Here is a 15,667-nt window from a genome sequence, read left to right as displayed (position 1 = left end):
CGGAATCCTGACCGTGACTCACCCGACCCCGACTTCCCGCCTGTCCGGCCTGCACAAGAACAGCATCGCCGAGCGTCTCGCTCGCGTGGTGGACTTCGCCGGCCTCGATGAGGACACCGCCCAGCACCTCGCGGACATGGGCAACCTCGATCCGCACCTGGCCGATCACCTCATCGAGAACGTCATCGCCACGATGAACGTGCCCGTGGGCGTGGCCACCAACATGAAGGTCGACGGCCGCGATGTGCTGATCCCCATGGCCACCGAGGAGTCGTCGGTCGTGGCTGCCGTGTGCAACGCGGCGCGCCAGTGCTACGGCAGCGGCGGCTTCGTCACCTCGACCTCCGGCTCGCTCATGATCGCGCAGGTCCAGCTGGTGGATACGCCCGATCCCGCGCACGCCCGCATCCGCATCCTGGAGCGCAAGGCCGAGATCCAGGCGCTGTGCGATGCATGCGACCCGCTGCTGGTCGAACTCGGCGGCGGCTTCCGGGATCTGGAAGTGCGGATCGTGGATACGGCGGGCGGGCCGATGGTCATCACCCATCTCATCGTCGATACGCGTGACGCCATGGGCGCGAATGCCGTCAACACCATGGCCGAGACCATCGCGCCGCATCTGGAAGGCTGGACGGGCGGCCGCGTCTATCTGCGCATCCTGTCCAATCTCGCGGATCGCCGACTGGCGCGTGCCCGGGCGACGTGGACCTGCGAGGCCATCGGGGGTGCCGACGTTCGCGATGGCATCGTGAGCGCCTACCGCTTCGCCGCGGCCGATCCGTACCGTGCGGCCACGCACAACAAAGGCATCATGAACGGCGTGTCAGCGGTGGTGCTTGCCACCGGCAACGACACCCGGGCCGTCGAGGCCGGTGCGCACGCTTACGCCGCCCGCCAGGGCTGGTACTCCAGCCTCACGACCTGGGAAGTAACGGCCGACGGTGATCTGGCCGGCAGCATCGAGCTGCCGTTGGCCGTGGGCCTCATCGGCGGCGCCACGCGCCTGCATCCCACGGCGCGCGCCTGCCTGAAGATTCTCGGGGTGGACTCGGCCGAAGCGCTCGCACGCGTGATCGCGGCCGTCGGCCTCGCGCAGAATTTTTCTGCGCTCAAGGCACTGGCCACGACAGGCATCCAGAAGGGTCACATGTCACTGCATGCGCAGAACATCGCGATGATGGCGGGCGCTCAGGGTAATGAAATTGCCCAGGTGGCCGCGGCGCTGGTGGCACAAGGCACCGTCCGGGTCGACATCGCAAAACAGGAACTCGCCCGGCTTCGCGGCTGAGCACCGCCAGTCGCACAGGCCATGGCCCCGGGCGGGGGCGTGGCCTGTGCGTTCGCTGGCAACCCGCGGTGCAGCATCGCGGCAGCGGGCAAGACCCGCTACCGTCGTGCGGGACTCACACCATCGGCGGATCGGTCTCCCGCGCGAAATGACGGTGCATTTCGAGTGCACTCACGAAGGCCGGCACGCCTTCATCGGCGGATTCGGCCACGATGAGCCCGGAGTCTTCGTCGTCCTCCGTGATGCCGGCAGCCTCGAGCACGCCCTGACCCGCTCCGATGGCGAGCAGCGTCTTGCAGTGACGGTAGGCGTCGCGCACGAACTCCAGGGCACGGCCGTCCAGCGCCAGCGCATCCGCGGCGCCCTCGCCGTCCGGGATGATCACGGCATCGAACGTGGGCGACGGCTGGGCCTCCACGCTGGTGTCCGCATCGACGCTGCCGCTGTCACCGCTCATGAGACCAATGCGCGGACCCACCAGCCGCACCATGGCGCCTTGGCCAGTCAGGGCGTCTGCCAGCGCCTTGACCTCGGCGGCGCGAACGCCGGGCGCGACCAGGACCGCCACCCGGCGCGAACGCACGCCGAGTTCACCCGGGCGCGCCAGCAGGGACAACGCGGGCGATTGCGTCACCTCGGCCTTGGGCGGGTTCGGGTGTGCGCGCGGCAGCGGGTCCGGCAGCGTGGCCATGCCCAGCCCCTCGGCCACGGCTTGCGCCAGCGGCTCGGACACGTTGCGCAGCCCTGCCACCATGCGATGGCGGATCTCCGGCACCGTCACCTTGGTCAGTTCAAAGACGAAGGCGTTGATGATGTGCTGCTTTTCAGGCTCGGACTGGCTCTCGAAGAAGAGCGTGGCCTGGTTGTAGTGCTCGGCGAACTTCTCCGGCTTGCCGCGCACCTCGTCCTGCTGCACCGGCTCGGGGAACGGCACGAAGCCGGCCATCTTGCCCGTCTGGAAGGGGCAGCCGCCACCCAGGGAATTCGGCTCGTAGGCCACGCGTCCCCGGTTGATCGTCTGGCGATGCATGCCATCGCGCTGGTTGTTGTGCACCGGCGCGAGCGGCGCATTGATGGGCAGCTCGTGGAAGTTCGGCCCGCCCAGGCGGGAGATCTGCGTGTCCACATAGGAGTGGATGCGCCCGGCCAGCAGCGGATCGTTCGTGAAATCGATGCCGGGCACGACGTGCGCGGCGCAGAAGGCCACCTGCTCCGTCTCGGCAAAGAAGTTGTCGGGGTTGCGGTTCAGCACCAGGCGACCGATCGGTCGCACCGGCACGAGCTCCTCGGGCACGATCTTGGTCGGATCCAGCACGTCGAAGCTGAACGCATCGGCCTCGGCCTCCGAGAAGACCTGCACGCCCATTTCCCATTCGGGGTATTCACCGGCCTCGATGGCCTCCCAGAGATCGCGGCGGTGGAAATCCGGATCCGCCCCCGAGACCTTCACGGCTTCGTCCCACACCTGAGAGTGCGTGCCGAGCTTGGGCGAGAAGTGGAACTTCACGAAGTGCGATTCGCCCTCGGCGTTGACAAAGCGGAAGGTGTGCACACCGAAGCCCTGCATCATCCGATAGCTGCGCGGAATGGCACGATCCGACATGGCCCACATCATCATGTGGGTGGATTCCGGGCTCAGCGAGATGAAGTCCCAGAACGTGTCGTGGGCGGACGCCGCCTGCGGCATGCCGTGGTGCGGCTCGGGCTTGACTGCATGCACCAAGTCCGGGAACTTCATCGCATCCTGGATGAAGAACACAGGGATGTTGTTGCCCACCAAGTCCCAGTTGCCCTGGTCGGTGTAGAACTTGATCGCGAAACCGCGCACGTCGCGCGCCGTGTCCTTGGAGCCGCGCTCGCCAGCCACCGTGGAAAAGCGCACGAACACGGGCGTCGTCTTGCCGGCTTCGGCAAAGGGTGCGGCACAGGTGAGATCCGTCAGCGCCTCGTACGCTTCAAAGAAGCCATGGGCACCAGAACCCCGGGCGTGCACGATGCGCTCAGGGATGCGCTCGTGATCGAAGTGGGTGATCTTCTCGCGAAGGATGAAGTCCTTCAGCAGCGCGGGGCCGCGCAGGCCGGCCTTGAGCGAATTTTGGTTGTCCGCGACCGGGACGCCCTGGTTGGTCGTCAGCGCCTGGCCGGAGGCATCAGCGCGTACGCGCGACAGGCCGCCGTGCGCAGCATTGACGCCGGACTCAGCGGCGTTTTCCGTCTTGGCATTGAGGTTCTCTTCCGAGAGCGTACTGGCTGACACGCGGCGCGAAACCTCCACCGATTCGCCCCGCGGCGGCGCATGGCCGTTGTCCAGGCCGAATTCGCCGGCCTTGTGGGCGTTGTGCGGCATGGCACCCACGGCCTGGCCCGTATCTGCGGCCTTCTGCACCAGCGGGTTGCCGGAGCCAGCGGGGGGCGCACCGGCCGGGCCGCTGTCGGTCGTGCCGAAGGCCGTGTCCGCGTTCACCGGTCCACTCGGCTTCCCCACTTTCGTCTTTGCTTTCGCCATGTCGCGCGCTCTCCTGGAGTCTGTGTCGGCGTGAAAGAAGCCGGGCAGTCCCGAAGGACCTCCGGCTTCTCGGATAGCTCCACAGCTCAGCAAGGCGCATGCCCCCCCCGGGGGGCTCGGCTCAGCCCCGCGGGATCATCACGGCGATGGCCACGAAGGTGAGCGCCAGACCCAGCAGGTTGATCTTGCTCAACGGCTCGCGGAACGCCCAGGCACCGATCAGCGCTCCCAGCCCCACCACCCCGATGTTCATGGCCGAGAAGACCAATGCGGGATCCTGCGGAAACTGCTGGTGGGCGCGGATATAGAACAGGATGTTGCCGAAGTTGAGCAGGCCGAGCAGCATGCCTGCGACCAGATTGCGCCGCGCCCACACGGTGCGGCGCAACAGGAGATAGGCAAGCATCATGACGCCAGCCAATGTGAACGACGCGGCCAGACCGGCCGGGAATGCCGTCCCGGCCTTGGACATCTGCTTGAAGAGGATGTCGATCACGCCATAACCGAGCCAGACGGCAAGCGGCCAAAGCCAGGCGTAAGTTCCGCCCTCGGCAGGGGTATCGACATGGCGCTTCAACAGGCAGAAAAGCGCGGCAAGCGCGAGCGCGATGCCACCTACGGTGCGCAGCGTAGGCTCCTGCCCGAAGAGGAAAAAGGCGGCCAGCAGCGGAATGAACAGCGACAGTCGCTGCGCCGCGTCACTGCGCACGATGCCAGCATGGCGCACAGAGGCCGCCATGGCGAGAAATACAGAGGGCAGCAGCACCCCGAGCACGATCAGCACGGCCCATGGCGTGGCGGGTGCCTGCAACGAGGCCATCGAGGGTTGCAGCAGGAGCAGCGTCATCGTGAGTGCCACGGCGTAATTCACGCAGATGGCCTGCCCCGGGTCGATGCCGTGGCGACGAAAGAGCTTGAGCAGCACCGAGACGGCGACGCTGCAGGTGATGCTGGCGACGAGATAGAACATGACGGTGGGCGAGTCAGATTGCGGTCGGGGCCGAAGCCAGGTGAGGATCGCCGGCGCTGGCGTGCAGGCCCAGGCGGGAGAACAGGGCGCGGTCGGCTTCGAGTTGCGGATTACCACGCGTGAGCAGCGTGTCGCCATAGAAGATGGAATTCGCCCCGGCATAGAAGCACAGTGCCTGCGTAGCGTCATCCATGGCCTCACGCCCGGCCGAGAGCCGCACCACCGCGCGCGGCATCGTGATGCGCGCAATGGCGATCGTGCGCACGAACTCCAGCGGATCGAGGGTGGGCACGTCGGCCAGCGGCGTTCCCGGCACGGCGATCAGATGATTGATCGGCACCGAATCCGGCGGTGGCGCGAGATTCGCGAGCTGGGCGATGAGGCCAGCTCGGTCCCGCCGGGTCTCGCCCATGCCGACGATGCCGCCGCAGCAGACGTGGATGCCGGCGTCACGCACGCGGCCGAGGGTATCGAGACGGTCGTCGTAGGTGCGGGTCGTAATGACCTCGCCATAGTATTCGGGCGAGGTATCCAGGTTGTGGTTGTAGTAGTCCAGCCCCGCCTCGCGCAGCTGTTCGGCCTGTCCGTCGCGCAGCATGCCCAGCGTGACACAGGTCTCCAGACCCAAGGCCTTGACCGCGCGCACGCAGTCGGCCACGGCCTCTAGCTGGTGTGGCTTGGGGCTGCGCCAGGCCGCGCCCATGCAGAATCGGCTCGCGCCAGCATCCTTCGCAGCTTGCGCTGCCTGCACGACGGTAGCCAGTGGCAGCATGGCCTCCGTGGCCACGCCGGTGTCAAAGCGGGCCGATTGCGGGCAATACCCGCAATCCTCGGGGCAGCCGCCGGTCTTGATGGACAGCAAACTCGACAGTTGAACCGCATTGGCCTGGAAGTGCTGCTGGTGAGCGGAACGAGCCTGGTCCAGCAGATCGGCGAGCGGCAAATCGTACAGATCCATGACGGCCTGCACGGACCAGAGGTGCCCGGCGCGTGAGCTCGGTGCAATGACCCGCTGCTCGGCGGTCGGCTTGGCGGAGGGTGGTGGGCAGATCGACATGGGCGGCTTCCAGAAATCACTGGACGGCGATGGTAGGCACACCGACCCTGAAGATCAATGCCTGCATCTTGCCACCATATAAGACGATGTTGGGAGACGTTGATGACAGATCGAAGCGTGAAGACGACCTGGCGTCTCCAACGTGCTGATAACGTCGTTGACGCGGAACGACCACTTTAATTGAAACTTAATGAAACATGCCATCCCGTCGTCAGGGCGAGACCTTTGCGACCGAGCCGTCATCGACGATCCCGAGCGCCAACCCCGCCAGGCGCGGCGCATGGATGCGCCGTACGAGGCTGCTGCCGCGCGCTGCCCTGTGCTTCATGACACCCTCCGGAGCGCGCGCCAGGACTGCCTGCTGCAGGCCCCACTGCGGAGCCGGCGCGCCAACGAGGATCTTCAGCGATTCGCCCCGGCCGGCGACGGCCTGGGGGCGCGTGTCTGTCCGCTATGCGGACGGGGCGAAAGCGACGCCGCACCCGGGCGTATCCGGCACCGCAATGGTGCCCTGTGTGACCGGCAACGGCGTGAACGGATCGTCCAGCAGGTGGAGGTGCTCGGCGAGCTCGCAGGCCGCCGGCAGATGACGCACGACACTCGCCGCCTGCACGCTCATCGCCTGCATGAGAGCCGGGCCGAAAGCGGCGCCGACCCGCACGCCCACCTCACCCGCCTCGCAGATCCGCACCGCCTGCAGGAAGCGCTGCAGGCCGCCGAGCTTGGTCACCTTGAGGTTGATGACGTCCACCTTGCGCTCACTCACGAGACGGAACACGTCGCGCACCGTCTGCGCGCTCTCGTCGGCTTCGACCATGACGGGCAGCGTGCGCGTGAGCAGCGCCAGCCCTGCCTCGTCGGCTGCCGGCACCGGCTGCTCGATGAGGGCGATGTCGTACGTCTCCATGCGCGCGAACGCCCGCATCATCTGCTTGGCGTGGTAGGACTGGTTCGGGTCCAGCGTGATGGCCGTGGTGGCACCCGCCGCGTCGCGCACGGCAGCCACCCGCGCCACATCCAGGTCCACGTCACCGGACAGCTTGAGCTTGAGTTGCCCATAACCTTCTGCCACCAGGCGCTCGGCCTGTGCCCCCATCTCGGCCGGGCTCTTGATGGCGAGGATGCGGCCCTGGGCGATCGTGTCGCGACGCTTGCCGCCCAGCAGCACGTGCACGGGCACGCCCAGCCGGCGGGCCAGCAGGTCGTGCAGCGCCATGTCCACCCCGGCTTTGACGCTGGGCGCGAAGGCCAGCACGGCATCGCACTCGTCGGCGATGCCCGCCAGATCGTCGACGCGCCGGCCCTGCAAGAACGGGGCAAGGAAATCCAGGCCGGCCCGGGCGCCTGCACCGTCGGTGGTGATGGCCGGGATGGCGTGTACATAGCCCAGCCCCTGATGGCCGTCCTCATCCGTGAGCACGAGCACGTGCCCTTCCAGCTGCGGCACCGTGCCCGGGCGAACTTCCAGGTTGGATCCCGCAGCGGTTGCACGCATGGGCGCACGGCGACGTCGACGATCTTCATGCCAGCCTCACTGCAGCTTGATATTGGCGTCGGCGATCACGCCGCGCCACTTCTCGAACTCGGCCTGCGTGAGCGCCTGGTACTCCTGGCCGCTCGAGACCATGGGCAGCACGCCCAGGGAGTCGTATTGCTTGCGCACGGCATCTGAGTTGACGGCCTCATGGATGGCCTCGGTCACGGCCTTCTGGACGTCATCGGGCAGCCCCTTGGGCGAGATCACGCCATACAGCGTATCCATCAGCACGTTGGGATAGCCGAGCTCGCCCATCGTCGGCACGTCCGGCAGTTGCGGCGCGCGCTCCTTGCTCGCCACGGCCACCGCCGTGAGCTTGCCGGCACGCACGTGCGGCAGCACGGGCAGCAGATCGACCATGGTGACGTCGACCTCGCCACTCAGGAGCGCGATCACGGCGGGCGCCGCGCCCTTGTACGGGATGTGCAGGATGTCCGCGCCGGCAGCCTTCTTGAAGAGCTCCATGCCGATGTGCGGCGTCGTGCCATCACCAGCCGAGCCGTAGTTCAGCGTGCCGGGCTTGGCCTTGGCCGCGTCCACCAGGCCTTTCAGGTCCTTGACCGGCCCACCGGCATTGACCACGACCACCGACGGAATGCGCCCAACCACGGTCAGGTAGTTGATGTCTTCCAGTGCGTACGGCACCTGCATGAGCTGGGGCATGCCAGCCAACGGGCCAGGGGCCACGAGGCCGAAGGTGTAGCCATCGGCGGCGGCACGCACCACGTAATCCACACCGATCGTGCCGCCTGCGCCGGGCTTGTTCTCCACGATCACGGATTGGCCGAGCTTGTCGCCAAGTTGATTGGCGATCTGGCGCGCCACGACGTCGGTCGGACCACCGGCTGCGTAGGGCACGACCAGGCGCAGGGGGCGATCCGGCCAGGCGGCCTGAGCGGCCGGGGCAGCGAACGCCAAGGCCAGCGCCGCGGCGAGGCCGACGGGAACGAAACGACGGGACATGCAGATCTCCTGTGATTCGACCTGGGGCGGCGGCACCGGGATGGCGCCGCCCGCCCCGGTCATTGTGCGGATGCGCCCGAGGCTTTCACGATCTCGGCCCAACGGGGCAGATCGCTACGGATCAGGGCAGCGAATTCGGCGGGCGACGTGGATGTGGGCACAATCCCCACGCGCTGCAGCTGTGCCTGCAGCTCGGGCACGGCCATGGCCTGGCGCGCCGAGGTGGACAGGCGCTCGCGCACGGCATCGGGGATGCCGGCCGGCGCGAAGAGGCCCAGCCAGTTAGAGACGTCGTAGCCCCTCAGGCCGGCCTCGGCGATGGTCGGCACGTCCGGCAGCACGGCCATGCGCTCGGCCGAGGTCACACCCAGGGCGCGCACGGTGCCATTGCGGATGTGCTCTTCGTAGACGGCATAGGAATCGAAGGTAGCGTCCACGCGCCCGGCCAGCAGATCCGTGAGCAACTGGGCGCTGCCGCGATACGGCACGTGCAGCATGTCGACGCCCGCCTGGCTCGCGAAGAGCGCGCCGGACAGATGCCCGGAACTGCCGCTGCCGGCCGACCCATAGGTGATGCTGCCCGGCTTGCTCTTGGCAAGCGCGATGAGCGCATCGATTGAGGTGGCCGGCACGTTGCTGTGCACCACCAGCACCCGGGGGTTCAGGTGCGTCATGCTGATCGGCGTGAAATCGGCCACCGGGTCGTAGCCCAGGCTTGTGTAGAGGGCAGGATTGATGGCATGGGTGCCCATGGTGCCAAAGAGCAGCACGTAGCCATCCGGTGCAGCCTTGGCCACGGTTTCTGCCGCGATCGATCCGCCAGCGCCACCCCGGTTCTCCACCACGATCTGCTGGCCAAGGTCTCGACTCATCTCTTGAGCGAGTCCGCGCGCCATCACATCGCCTGCCCCGCCTGCGGGGAACGGCACGATGAGCCGGATGGGGCGTTCGGGGTACGCGGCCAGGGCAGGCGCGGCCATCGTCAAGGCACACGTGGCGCTTGCGATGAAGCGCCGCGCGGTGAGCAGATAGTCAGTCATGGTTGTCTCCTTGTCGTTATGGTGTCGACCGCCGTCAGGGCGGCGTGGGTCTGAGCGTGTGCAGATACTGGGTCAGCGCCTGCGCCACGGCGGCAGGCTGCTCGGGAATGAGGGCATGACCGGCGCGGGCGATGCGCACCACCGTCACCCGCTCGGCGCCGAGCTCCTCGCGCAGCAGATGGGCGCCGCTCGCCGGGGCGAACACGTCGTCCTCGGCTTGCAGATCGAGCACGGGCACCCGCCCGGCACTCCACCAGCCCGCGGGTGTCGCCGCACTCGCCCGGCGCTGGGCGCGGGCCACCTCGGGATGCCAGCCGTCCAGCCAGGCCTGGGCATCATGCCCAGGGGCGAAGAACGTGGCCTGCAGGTGACGCAGGCGTTCCTCGCGGGGCAGGGTCGTGTCCATGCAGGCATCGATGCTCGCGCGCAACTCAGGGGCGATGTTCTTGTGCGCAGCGGCCACCACCGCCACGCCCAGCACGAGCCCGGGATGATCGATGGCCGTCACGCGGGCGACCCAATTGCCGAAGGCGTGCCCCGCGATGAGCGCAGGCTCGCCACCGTCTGCACGCAGCACGGCAGCCACGTCGCCCGCGAGCGTGTGCAGCGATATGCCGTCCAGGAGGCCCGTGCTCGCCCCGATCCCGCGTGGGCTGGGCATGAGCACGCGCACTCCCGCGGCGGCCAGTGCCTGAGCCACCGGCACGAAATCGTCGCCGTCCCGGCCCAGGGAGGGCAGCAGGACAAGCTTCGGTCCGCGGCCGCACGCGAGCACCGCGATACGGACATCGCCGTCGGTCACGGCAAAGCGCTCGACGGCAAAGGCAGGCGCGTTGGGAATCGTCTTCATGCTGCGCACTCTATGCCCTCATCCGCGGGTGTGCCAGCCTGCCTCGGCTCATAGCTGACTTGTGCCAGACGACATGGCAGGGCGGCGATATGCGCCGCCGCGCATGGCAGCATTGCGGACACGAGGGATAGGCAAGGCCTGGGCCGGTCCGTAGAGTCGCCACTGTCTGCCGGCGAACCTGCCATTTCCCCGCCGGCACGCTTGACGCGGAGAACCCCATGCAGTCTTCCACCGGCCCCCTGTCGCACGTGCGCGTCCTGGACTTGAGCCGCATCCTCGCCGCCCCGTGGGCCAGCCAGACCCTGGCCGATCTCGGTGCCGACGTCATCAAGGTCGAGCGGCCTGGCGTCGGCGACGACACGCGCGCCTGGGGCCCGCCTTTCCTGAAGGACGGCGAGGGCAACGACACGCGCGAGGCGGGCTACTACCTCGCCGTCAATCGCGGCAAGCGTTCGATCACCATCAGCCTGGACCAGCCCGAGGGCCAGCGCATCGTGCGCGAGCTTGCCAAGCATGCTGACATCGTGCTTGAGAACTACAAGGTCGGCACGCTCGCGCGCTACGGCCTGGATGCGGACAGCCTGCGCGCCATCAACCCCAGGCTGATCTACTGCTCGGTCACCGGTTTTGGCCAGACCGGTCCGCGCCGCGAGCAGCCCGCCTACGACTTTCTCATCCAGGCGATGGGCGGCATGATGAGTGTGACGGGCGAACGGGATGGCCGTCCTGGCGGCGGTCCGCAGAAGGTGGGCGTACCCATCGTGGATCTCATGACGGGCATGTACACGGCCGTGGCAGTACTGGCCGCCCTGGCTCGCCGCAACGAGACGGGGGTGGGCGACACGATCGATATCGGCATGTTCGACGTGCAGATCGCGACTCTCGCCAACCAAGCGATGAACTTCCTCGTCTCGGGCAAGGCGCCCCGTCGCAATGGCAACGCGCACCCGAACATCCAGCCTCAGGACGTCTTCGCGTGCGCCGATGGCGACATGATCCTGGTGGTGGGCAACGATGGACAGTTCGCCAAGCTGTGCCAGGCGGTGGGCCAGCCGTCGTGGGCCGAGGACCCGCGTTTCGCGACCAATGCGGCGCGTGTGCGACACATCGACACGCTCAACCCGCTGCTGCGCGAGACCTTCGTGACGTGGCCACGCGCCGAGCTCATCGCGCGGCTCGATGCCGCCGGCGTGCCCTGCGGCGCGATCAACACCGTGCCGGAAGTCTTCGAGGATCCGCAGGCCATTGCACGTGGCGTCCTCTCACACGTTCCTCACCCGAGCGGCGGCACGGCGCCCCAGGTGGCCAGCCCGATGCGCTTTGCCGATGCCACGGTGCGTCCGCTGGCCGCACCGCCGCTGCTCGGCCAGCACACGGACGAGATCCTGCGCGAGATCGGGTATGACGATGCCACGATCGCCGCCCTGCGCGCATCCGGTACCCTCTGACCTGAACCTGGAGTCACGCATGCAACTGCACTGGTCCCCGAAGTCCCCCTACGTCCGCAAAGTGATGGTCTGCGCCCTGGAGCTGGGCGTGGCCGATCGTCTCACGCGCGTGCGGTCCGTCGCCGCCATGCTGCGGCCGAATCCGGACATCATGCGCGACAACCCGCTCAGCAAGATACCCACATTGGTGCTCGACGATGGCATGCGGCTCTTCGATTCGGTCGTGATCTGCGAGTACCTGAACGATCTGGCCGAAGGCTCGCTCTTCCCGACCCGCGGCCAAGCCAAGTGGGACGCCTTGCGCTGGCACGCGCTGGGCGACGGCATGCTCGATGCCCTCATCCTCTGGCGCAACGAGCGCGAGCGCACGGATGCGCAGCGGCTTGAGGCCCTTGTCGACGCGTTCTCGCTCAAGTTCGCGAACACGCTGGCCGTGCTGGAAGCCGAGGCGCCCGCGCTCGCCGCCGCCCCGCTGTCCATCGGCACCATCACCGTGGGCTGCATGCTCGGCTATGCGGATTTCCGCTTCGACGCCGAAGCGTGGCGCACGCGCGCGCCGGCATTGGCAGACTGGTACGCCACCCTGGCGGCACGTCCGTCGTTTCAGGCGACCTCGCCCGACCTCGATCTCAAATGAGCCCGGTGTCGCGCGGGCGGCTGCCCGCACGACACCGAGGCGCAGATCAGTCGTAAAGCGCCCGCGGATTGTCGAGCAGGATGCGGCGCTGCAGGGCTGCATCCGGCGTCCACGCGCGCAGGCACGCGAGCAGATCGGCCGTGCGTGGCGCTGGCGAGATGCGCAGATGCGGCCAGTCCGTGCCCCACACCACGCGGTCCGGGTTGGCGGCCACCATGGCCTCGTGAAAGGGACGCCCCGCCTCCAGATCCCGGCCCTGCAGGTTGCGGTAGGCGCACAGCTTCATCCAGATCCTGCCCGTGCCCAGCAGCCGTAGCACCGTCTGCATGCCCGGGCTATCCACGCCGTCATCCACGCTGAACATCGCCATGTGGTCGATCACCACGGGGCAAGGCAGTGACGCCAGCGCGTCTGCGATCTCGGGCAGCACCTGCGTGTCCGTCCAGATCTCGGCATGCAGGCCGGCATCGGCGAGGCGCGGTGCGAGCGTCTGCAGATCCGCAAGGCTGGCGCTGCCGGCGAAGTTGCCGCCCGCCCCGCTGCGGTGGCTGAAGCGAAGGGCCCGCACGCCGCGCCCCCGCAGGCTGCCCAGATCCAGCCGCGTGTCGGCCTGTGCAACGATCACGCCGCGCAGATTGGCATGGGCCTGCAAGGCATGGAACAACAGCGTGTAATCCTCGCCGTAGGCGCTCGGATGCACGAGCACGCCGTGAGAGAGGCCCAGATCGGCCAGCAGCGCCTGATAGGCGGCCTCGGTGGCCTCCGGTGGGGTGTAGCTGCGATCGGCCGCCAGCGGAAATTGCGCGTAGGGCCCGAAGAGGTGCGCGTGGCAGTCCCAGCCGGTCACCTCAACCACGGTCACCCCCGTGCTGCGGCAACGGGAACGCGGGCTCGACACCTTCGGGCAGCGGGATCTCGTGGGTGTTCAGCGTCATCGCCACCATCGTGTAGTAGCCCACGAGCGCCGTGAGCTCGACCACGGTGCGCGCGCCCAGCAGCGCGAGGGCACGCGCGTAGGTCGCATCCGACACCGAATTGTCCCGATTGAGTTCGATCGCGAACTGCACGATCGCCGCCTCGTCCTCGGCCAACCCTTCCGGCACCTGACGGGCCAGCAAGGCCTCGATCACCGGCGTCTCGACGCCGGCATTCTCGGCCTCGGTGCGGTGCGCATCCCATTCGAATGGCGACTGGCAGGCGCGGCCGGTGACGAGAATGGCCAGCTCGGACTGGCGCGGCGACAGCGTCGTGTTGTAGCGCAGCAGCTCACCCAGGGCCTGCCAACGGTCGGCCAGCTCCGGGTTGTAGAGCGCGGCGCGCAGCGGACCGCGCAGGCGGCCACGGCGCCCGGCGACGACTTTGTCGTATACCGGGCGTTGCTCTGGGGTGAGGGTCTCGGGGGTGGGCAGCGGAATTCTGGGCATGCGTCGATTCTCCTGTACGTCTGCGCGGATTATCCGCTGCCACTCGCGTGGCAGTTATGGCGCACACGACATACCTGTCTTGCGGCAGGGCCGACGCGACACGCGGGCGCGCGCCGCTAGACTGGCAGCCAGCATGCCCGCGCGCTCGCCGGGCCCTCTTTGCCTCTCGGAGACTTGCCTCATGAACGACCTGACCCAGCTGCGCGTCGAGATGCGCGACCACATCGCCGTGCTCACGCTGGATGCGCCGCCCGTCAACGCCCTCACGCGCACCCTCAACGACGAGCTCACCCTCGCCCTGGATCGCATCAGCGAAATGCCCGAGATCCGCGTCGTGGTGCTCACGGGCCAGGGCAAGGTCTTCTGCGCCGGCGCCGACTTGAAGGGCCGGGCGGACGTCATCAAGGGTCCAGGCGACCTGCCGGCCCACTCACGCCGCACGCGCGAGTGCTTCCATGCCATCCGCGAGTGCGCCAAGCCCGTCATCGTGGCGATCAATGGCGCGGCCCTGGGCGCGGGCCTCGCGATGGTGGCCTCCGCGGACGTGCTCGTCGCCTCGGAGAAGGCCACCCTCGGCCTGCCGGAAGTCGACGTCGGCCTCCTGGGTGGCTGCCGCCATGCCATGCGGCTCTTTCCGCACTCGCGCCTGCGTCGCATGGCGCTCACCGGTGAGCGCATGCCGGGCGCCGAGATGTATCGCCTGGGCATCGTCGAGGCCTGCACGTCGCCCGAGGAACTGATGCCGACGGCGCTGGCGCTCGCACAAACCATCGCGAGCAAGAGCCCAGTGTCCACCCGCATGGGCAAGCACACCATGAACGTCATCGAGGACATGAGCCTGCGCGATGGCTATCGCTACGAGCAGGACATGACCGCCGTCATCGCCAACACCGACGACGCACGCGAGGCGCAGGCCGCTTTCCGCGAGAAACGCACCCCGGTGTTCACGGGCCGCTGAGCGACGCCGTAGAATCCCGGTCTGGCGCGGCGTAGCCCGGCGCCCCGTTCTCCTTGCCGGGATACCCATGTCGACCTTGCCTGCCGCCCCTCGTGAGGGGCCGCTCCTGCCCAACGAGCCCCGCATCGCCGACCCGGCGCGCGAGGCCGCCCTGACCGCCACTCATCTGCTGCCCGTCCTGGACGATCTGGACGCGTTCTTTCGCGCCCTGCGTGCCAGGCTGGACGACGCCTTGCGTCGTCGGCTGCCCATGAAGGAGGGCAAGCCCTACCCCAAGGGCCAATGTCTGGAGATTTCCCAGGCCGCGCAGCAGGCGCTGGGCCGGCTGCTGCCGCAGGACGTGGGGGGCGCGCCTGCCCGCGGGTTCGCCGCGCTCATGGCGTTCGCGCGTGCGGGCGGCACGGTGCGCCAGGTCTGGGGCGCCCTGCGCGAGACCTACTTCCAGAACGCGTTCCTCGTGGGCACGCTGTATGTGGACGTCGCCAACGACACGGTCAATCCGGCCAAGCCGCCGGTGGAAATCCTGCCGTTCGCCGAGGCCAATCTCGCGCCGATCACGGACTACGCCCACTTCGCCCGCATCGCCCACAGTTACTGGGACGTCGTCACCACGCCGAATCACGTCTTCCCTGCGCTCGCGCCCTACTTCCCGCTGCTGGCCTTCTATTCCGATGGCTCGGTGCAGTTGCAGGCGCCCTCGGACTACATGCTGGCCCTGACGCTCACCCAGGCCTTCGCACCGAGCATCCATGCACTCGACGCCCCTGCCATGCCGACCGAGCGCTTCGCCGCAGTGACGGCGCGGCTCGCGGGCAGCGTGAAGCCTCTCCCCCCGGATGCCGAGGCCGGTCGGGCTGCCGCCCTGCAGGCGTGCGCGCGGTATGCGGCGAACGGCTGGCATTCGCAGCCCGAGCGTCGCACCCAGGCGGTGCAGTCGCTGCTCGCGCTCGGACCGCGCCTGCGCGCCGCGTCTGAGGGTTAACCTCTAG

General features: G+C 68.1%; 14 protein-coding genes. 5 read left to right on the top strand and 9 right to left on the bottom strand.

Annotated features, from left to right (window positions below):
* The first annotated feature begins 13 nt into the window (after positions 1-13).
* On the top strand, positions 14-1,288 hold the full coding sequence (locus IMZ29_RS13775; protein WP_216184943.1) for a hydroxymethylglutaryl-CoA reductase, degradative: 1,275 nt from the start codon (positions 14-16) through the stop codon (positions 1,286-1,288).
* Positions 1,289-1,403: 115 nt separating this feature from the next.
* On the opposite strand, the gene IMZ29_RS13770 is transcribed toward IMZ29_RS13775, so the two are convergent.
* The 7 genes from IMZ29_RS13770 to IMZ29_RS13740 all read right to left on the bottom strand — a co-directional run bounded on the left by IMZ29_RS13770 (position 1,404) and on the right by IMZ29_RS13740 (position 10,211).
* Positions 1,404-3,794 carry a catalase gene (locus IMZ29_RS13770; protein ID WP_216184940.1) on the bottom strand — a complete coding sequence of 797 codons (2,391 nt, stop codon included), beginning with the start codon at positions 3,792-3,794 and terminating at the stop codon, positions 1,404-1,406.
* A gap of 121 nt (positions 3,795-3,915) precedes the next feature.
* Entirely contained in the window at positions 3,916-4,764 is an 849-nt protein-coding gene (locus IMZ29_RS13765) for an EamA/RhaT family transporter (protein ID WP_216184937.1), read from the bottom strand.
* Between the two features lie 13 nt (positions 4,765-4,777).
* Positions 4,778-5,821, bottom strand: a complete 1,044-nt coding sequence (gene bioB / locus IMZ29_RS13760; protein ID WP_216184933.1) for a biotin synthase BioB — start codon at positions 5,819-5,821, stop codon at positions 4,778-4,780.
* Between the two features lie 451 nt (positions 5,822-6,272).
* Complete coding sequence (locus IMZ29_RS13755) at positions 6,273-7,316, bottom strand: mandelate racemase/muconate lactonizing enzyme family protein (protein ID WP_216184930.1); 1,044 nt, start codon at positions 7,314-7,316, stop codon at positions 6,273-6,275.
* Between the two features lie 36 nt (positions 7,317-7,352).
* The gene (locus IMZ29_RS13750) at positions 7,353-8,321 is read right to left on the bottom strand and encodes a Bug family tripartite tricarboxylate transporter substrate binding protein (protein ID WP_216184927.1); all 969 of its coding nucleotides are present in this window, start codon (positions 8,319-8,321) and stop codon (positions 7,353-7,355) included.
* Positions 8,322-8,380: 59 nt separating this feature from the next.
* Positions 8,381-9,361: a Bug family tripartite tricarboxylate transporter substrate binding protein gene (locus IMZ29_RS13745; RefSeq protein ID WP_216184924.1), complete on the bottom strand. Its 981-nt coding sequence runs from the start codon at positions 9,359-9,361 to the stop codon at positions 8,381-8,383.
* 34 nt (positions 9,362-9,395) lie between these two features.
* Entirely contained in the window at positions 9,396-10,211 is an 816-nt protein-coding gene (locus tag IMZ29_RS13740) for an alpha/beta fold hydrolase (RefSeq protein ID WP_216184921.1), read from the bottom strand.
* Between the two features lie 218 nt (positions 10,212-10,429).
* Between IMZ29_RS13740 and IMZ29_RS13735 the strand changes: the two genes are divergently transcribed.
* Complete coding sequence (locus IMZ29_RS13735) at positions 10,430-11,659, top strand: CaiB/BaiF CoA transferase family protein (protein ID WP_216184919.1); 1,230 nt, start codon at positions 10,430-10,432, stop codon at positions 11,657-11,659.
* Positions 11,660-11,678: 19 nt separating this feature from the next.
* The gene (locus IMZ29_RS13730) at positions 11,679-12,296 is read left to right on the top strand and encodes a glutathione S-transferase family protein (RefSeq protein ID WP_216184916.1); all 618 of its coding nucleotides are present in this window, start codon (positions 11,679-11,681) and stop codon (positions 12,294-12,296) included.
* Between the two features lie 46 nt (positions 12,297-12,342).
* Here IMZ29_RS13730 and IMZ29_RS13725 read toward each other — a convergent pair whose 3' ends face one another.
* Both IMZ29_RS13725 and IMZ29_RS13720 read right to left on the bottom strand, forming a co-directional pair.
* On the bottom strand, positions 12,343-13,158 hold the full coding sequence (locus IMZ29_RS13725; protein WP_216184913.1) for an amidohydrolase family protein: 816 nt from the start codon (positions 13,156-13,158) through the stop codon (positions 12,343-12,345).
* Positions 13,145-13,720, bottom strand: coding sequence for a carboxymuconolactone decarboxylase family protein (locus IMZ29_RS13720; RefSeq protein ID WP_216184910.1), 576 nt, complete (start codon positions 13,718-13,720; stop codon positions 13,145-13,147). The genes IMZ29_RS13725 and IMZ29_RS13720 overlap by 14 nt, the downstream gene beginning before the upstream one ends.
* 181 nt (positions 13,721-13,901) lie before the next feature.
* Here IMZ29_RS13720 and IMZ29_RS13715 point away from each other — a divergent pair, with 181 nt between their 5' ends.
* Both IMZ29_RS13715 and IMZ29_RS13710 read left to right on the top strand, forming a co-directional pair.
* Positions 13,902-14,678 carry an enoyl-CoA hydratase/isomerase family protein gene (locus IMZ29_RS13715; protein WP_216184907.1) on the top strand — a complete coding sequence of 259 codons (777 nt, stop codon included), beginning with the start codon at positions 13,902-13,904 and terminating at the stop codon, positions 14,676-14,678.
* A 67-nt stretch (positions 14,679-14,745) separates the two neighbouring features.
* Complete coding sequence (locus tag IMZ29_RS13710) at positions 14,746-15,660, top strand: hypothetical protein (RefSeq protein WP_216184904.1); 915 nt, start codon at positions 14,746-14,748, stop codon at positions 15,658-15,660.
* The last annotated feature ends 7 nt before the right edge of the window (positions 15,661-15,667 follow it).

Source organism: Verticiella alkaliphila (genome assembly GCF_018904615.1).
Classification (GTDB): Bacteria; Pseudomonadota; Gammaproteobacteria; order Burkholderiales; family Burkholderiaceae_B; genus Verticiella; species Verticiella alkaliphila.
The sequence above is the reverse complement of the archived record's forward strand: the minus strand, read 5'-3'. Positions and strand labels throughout refer to the sequence as shown.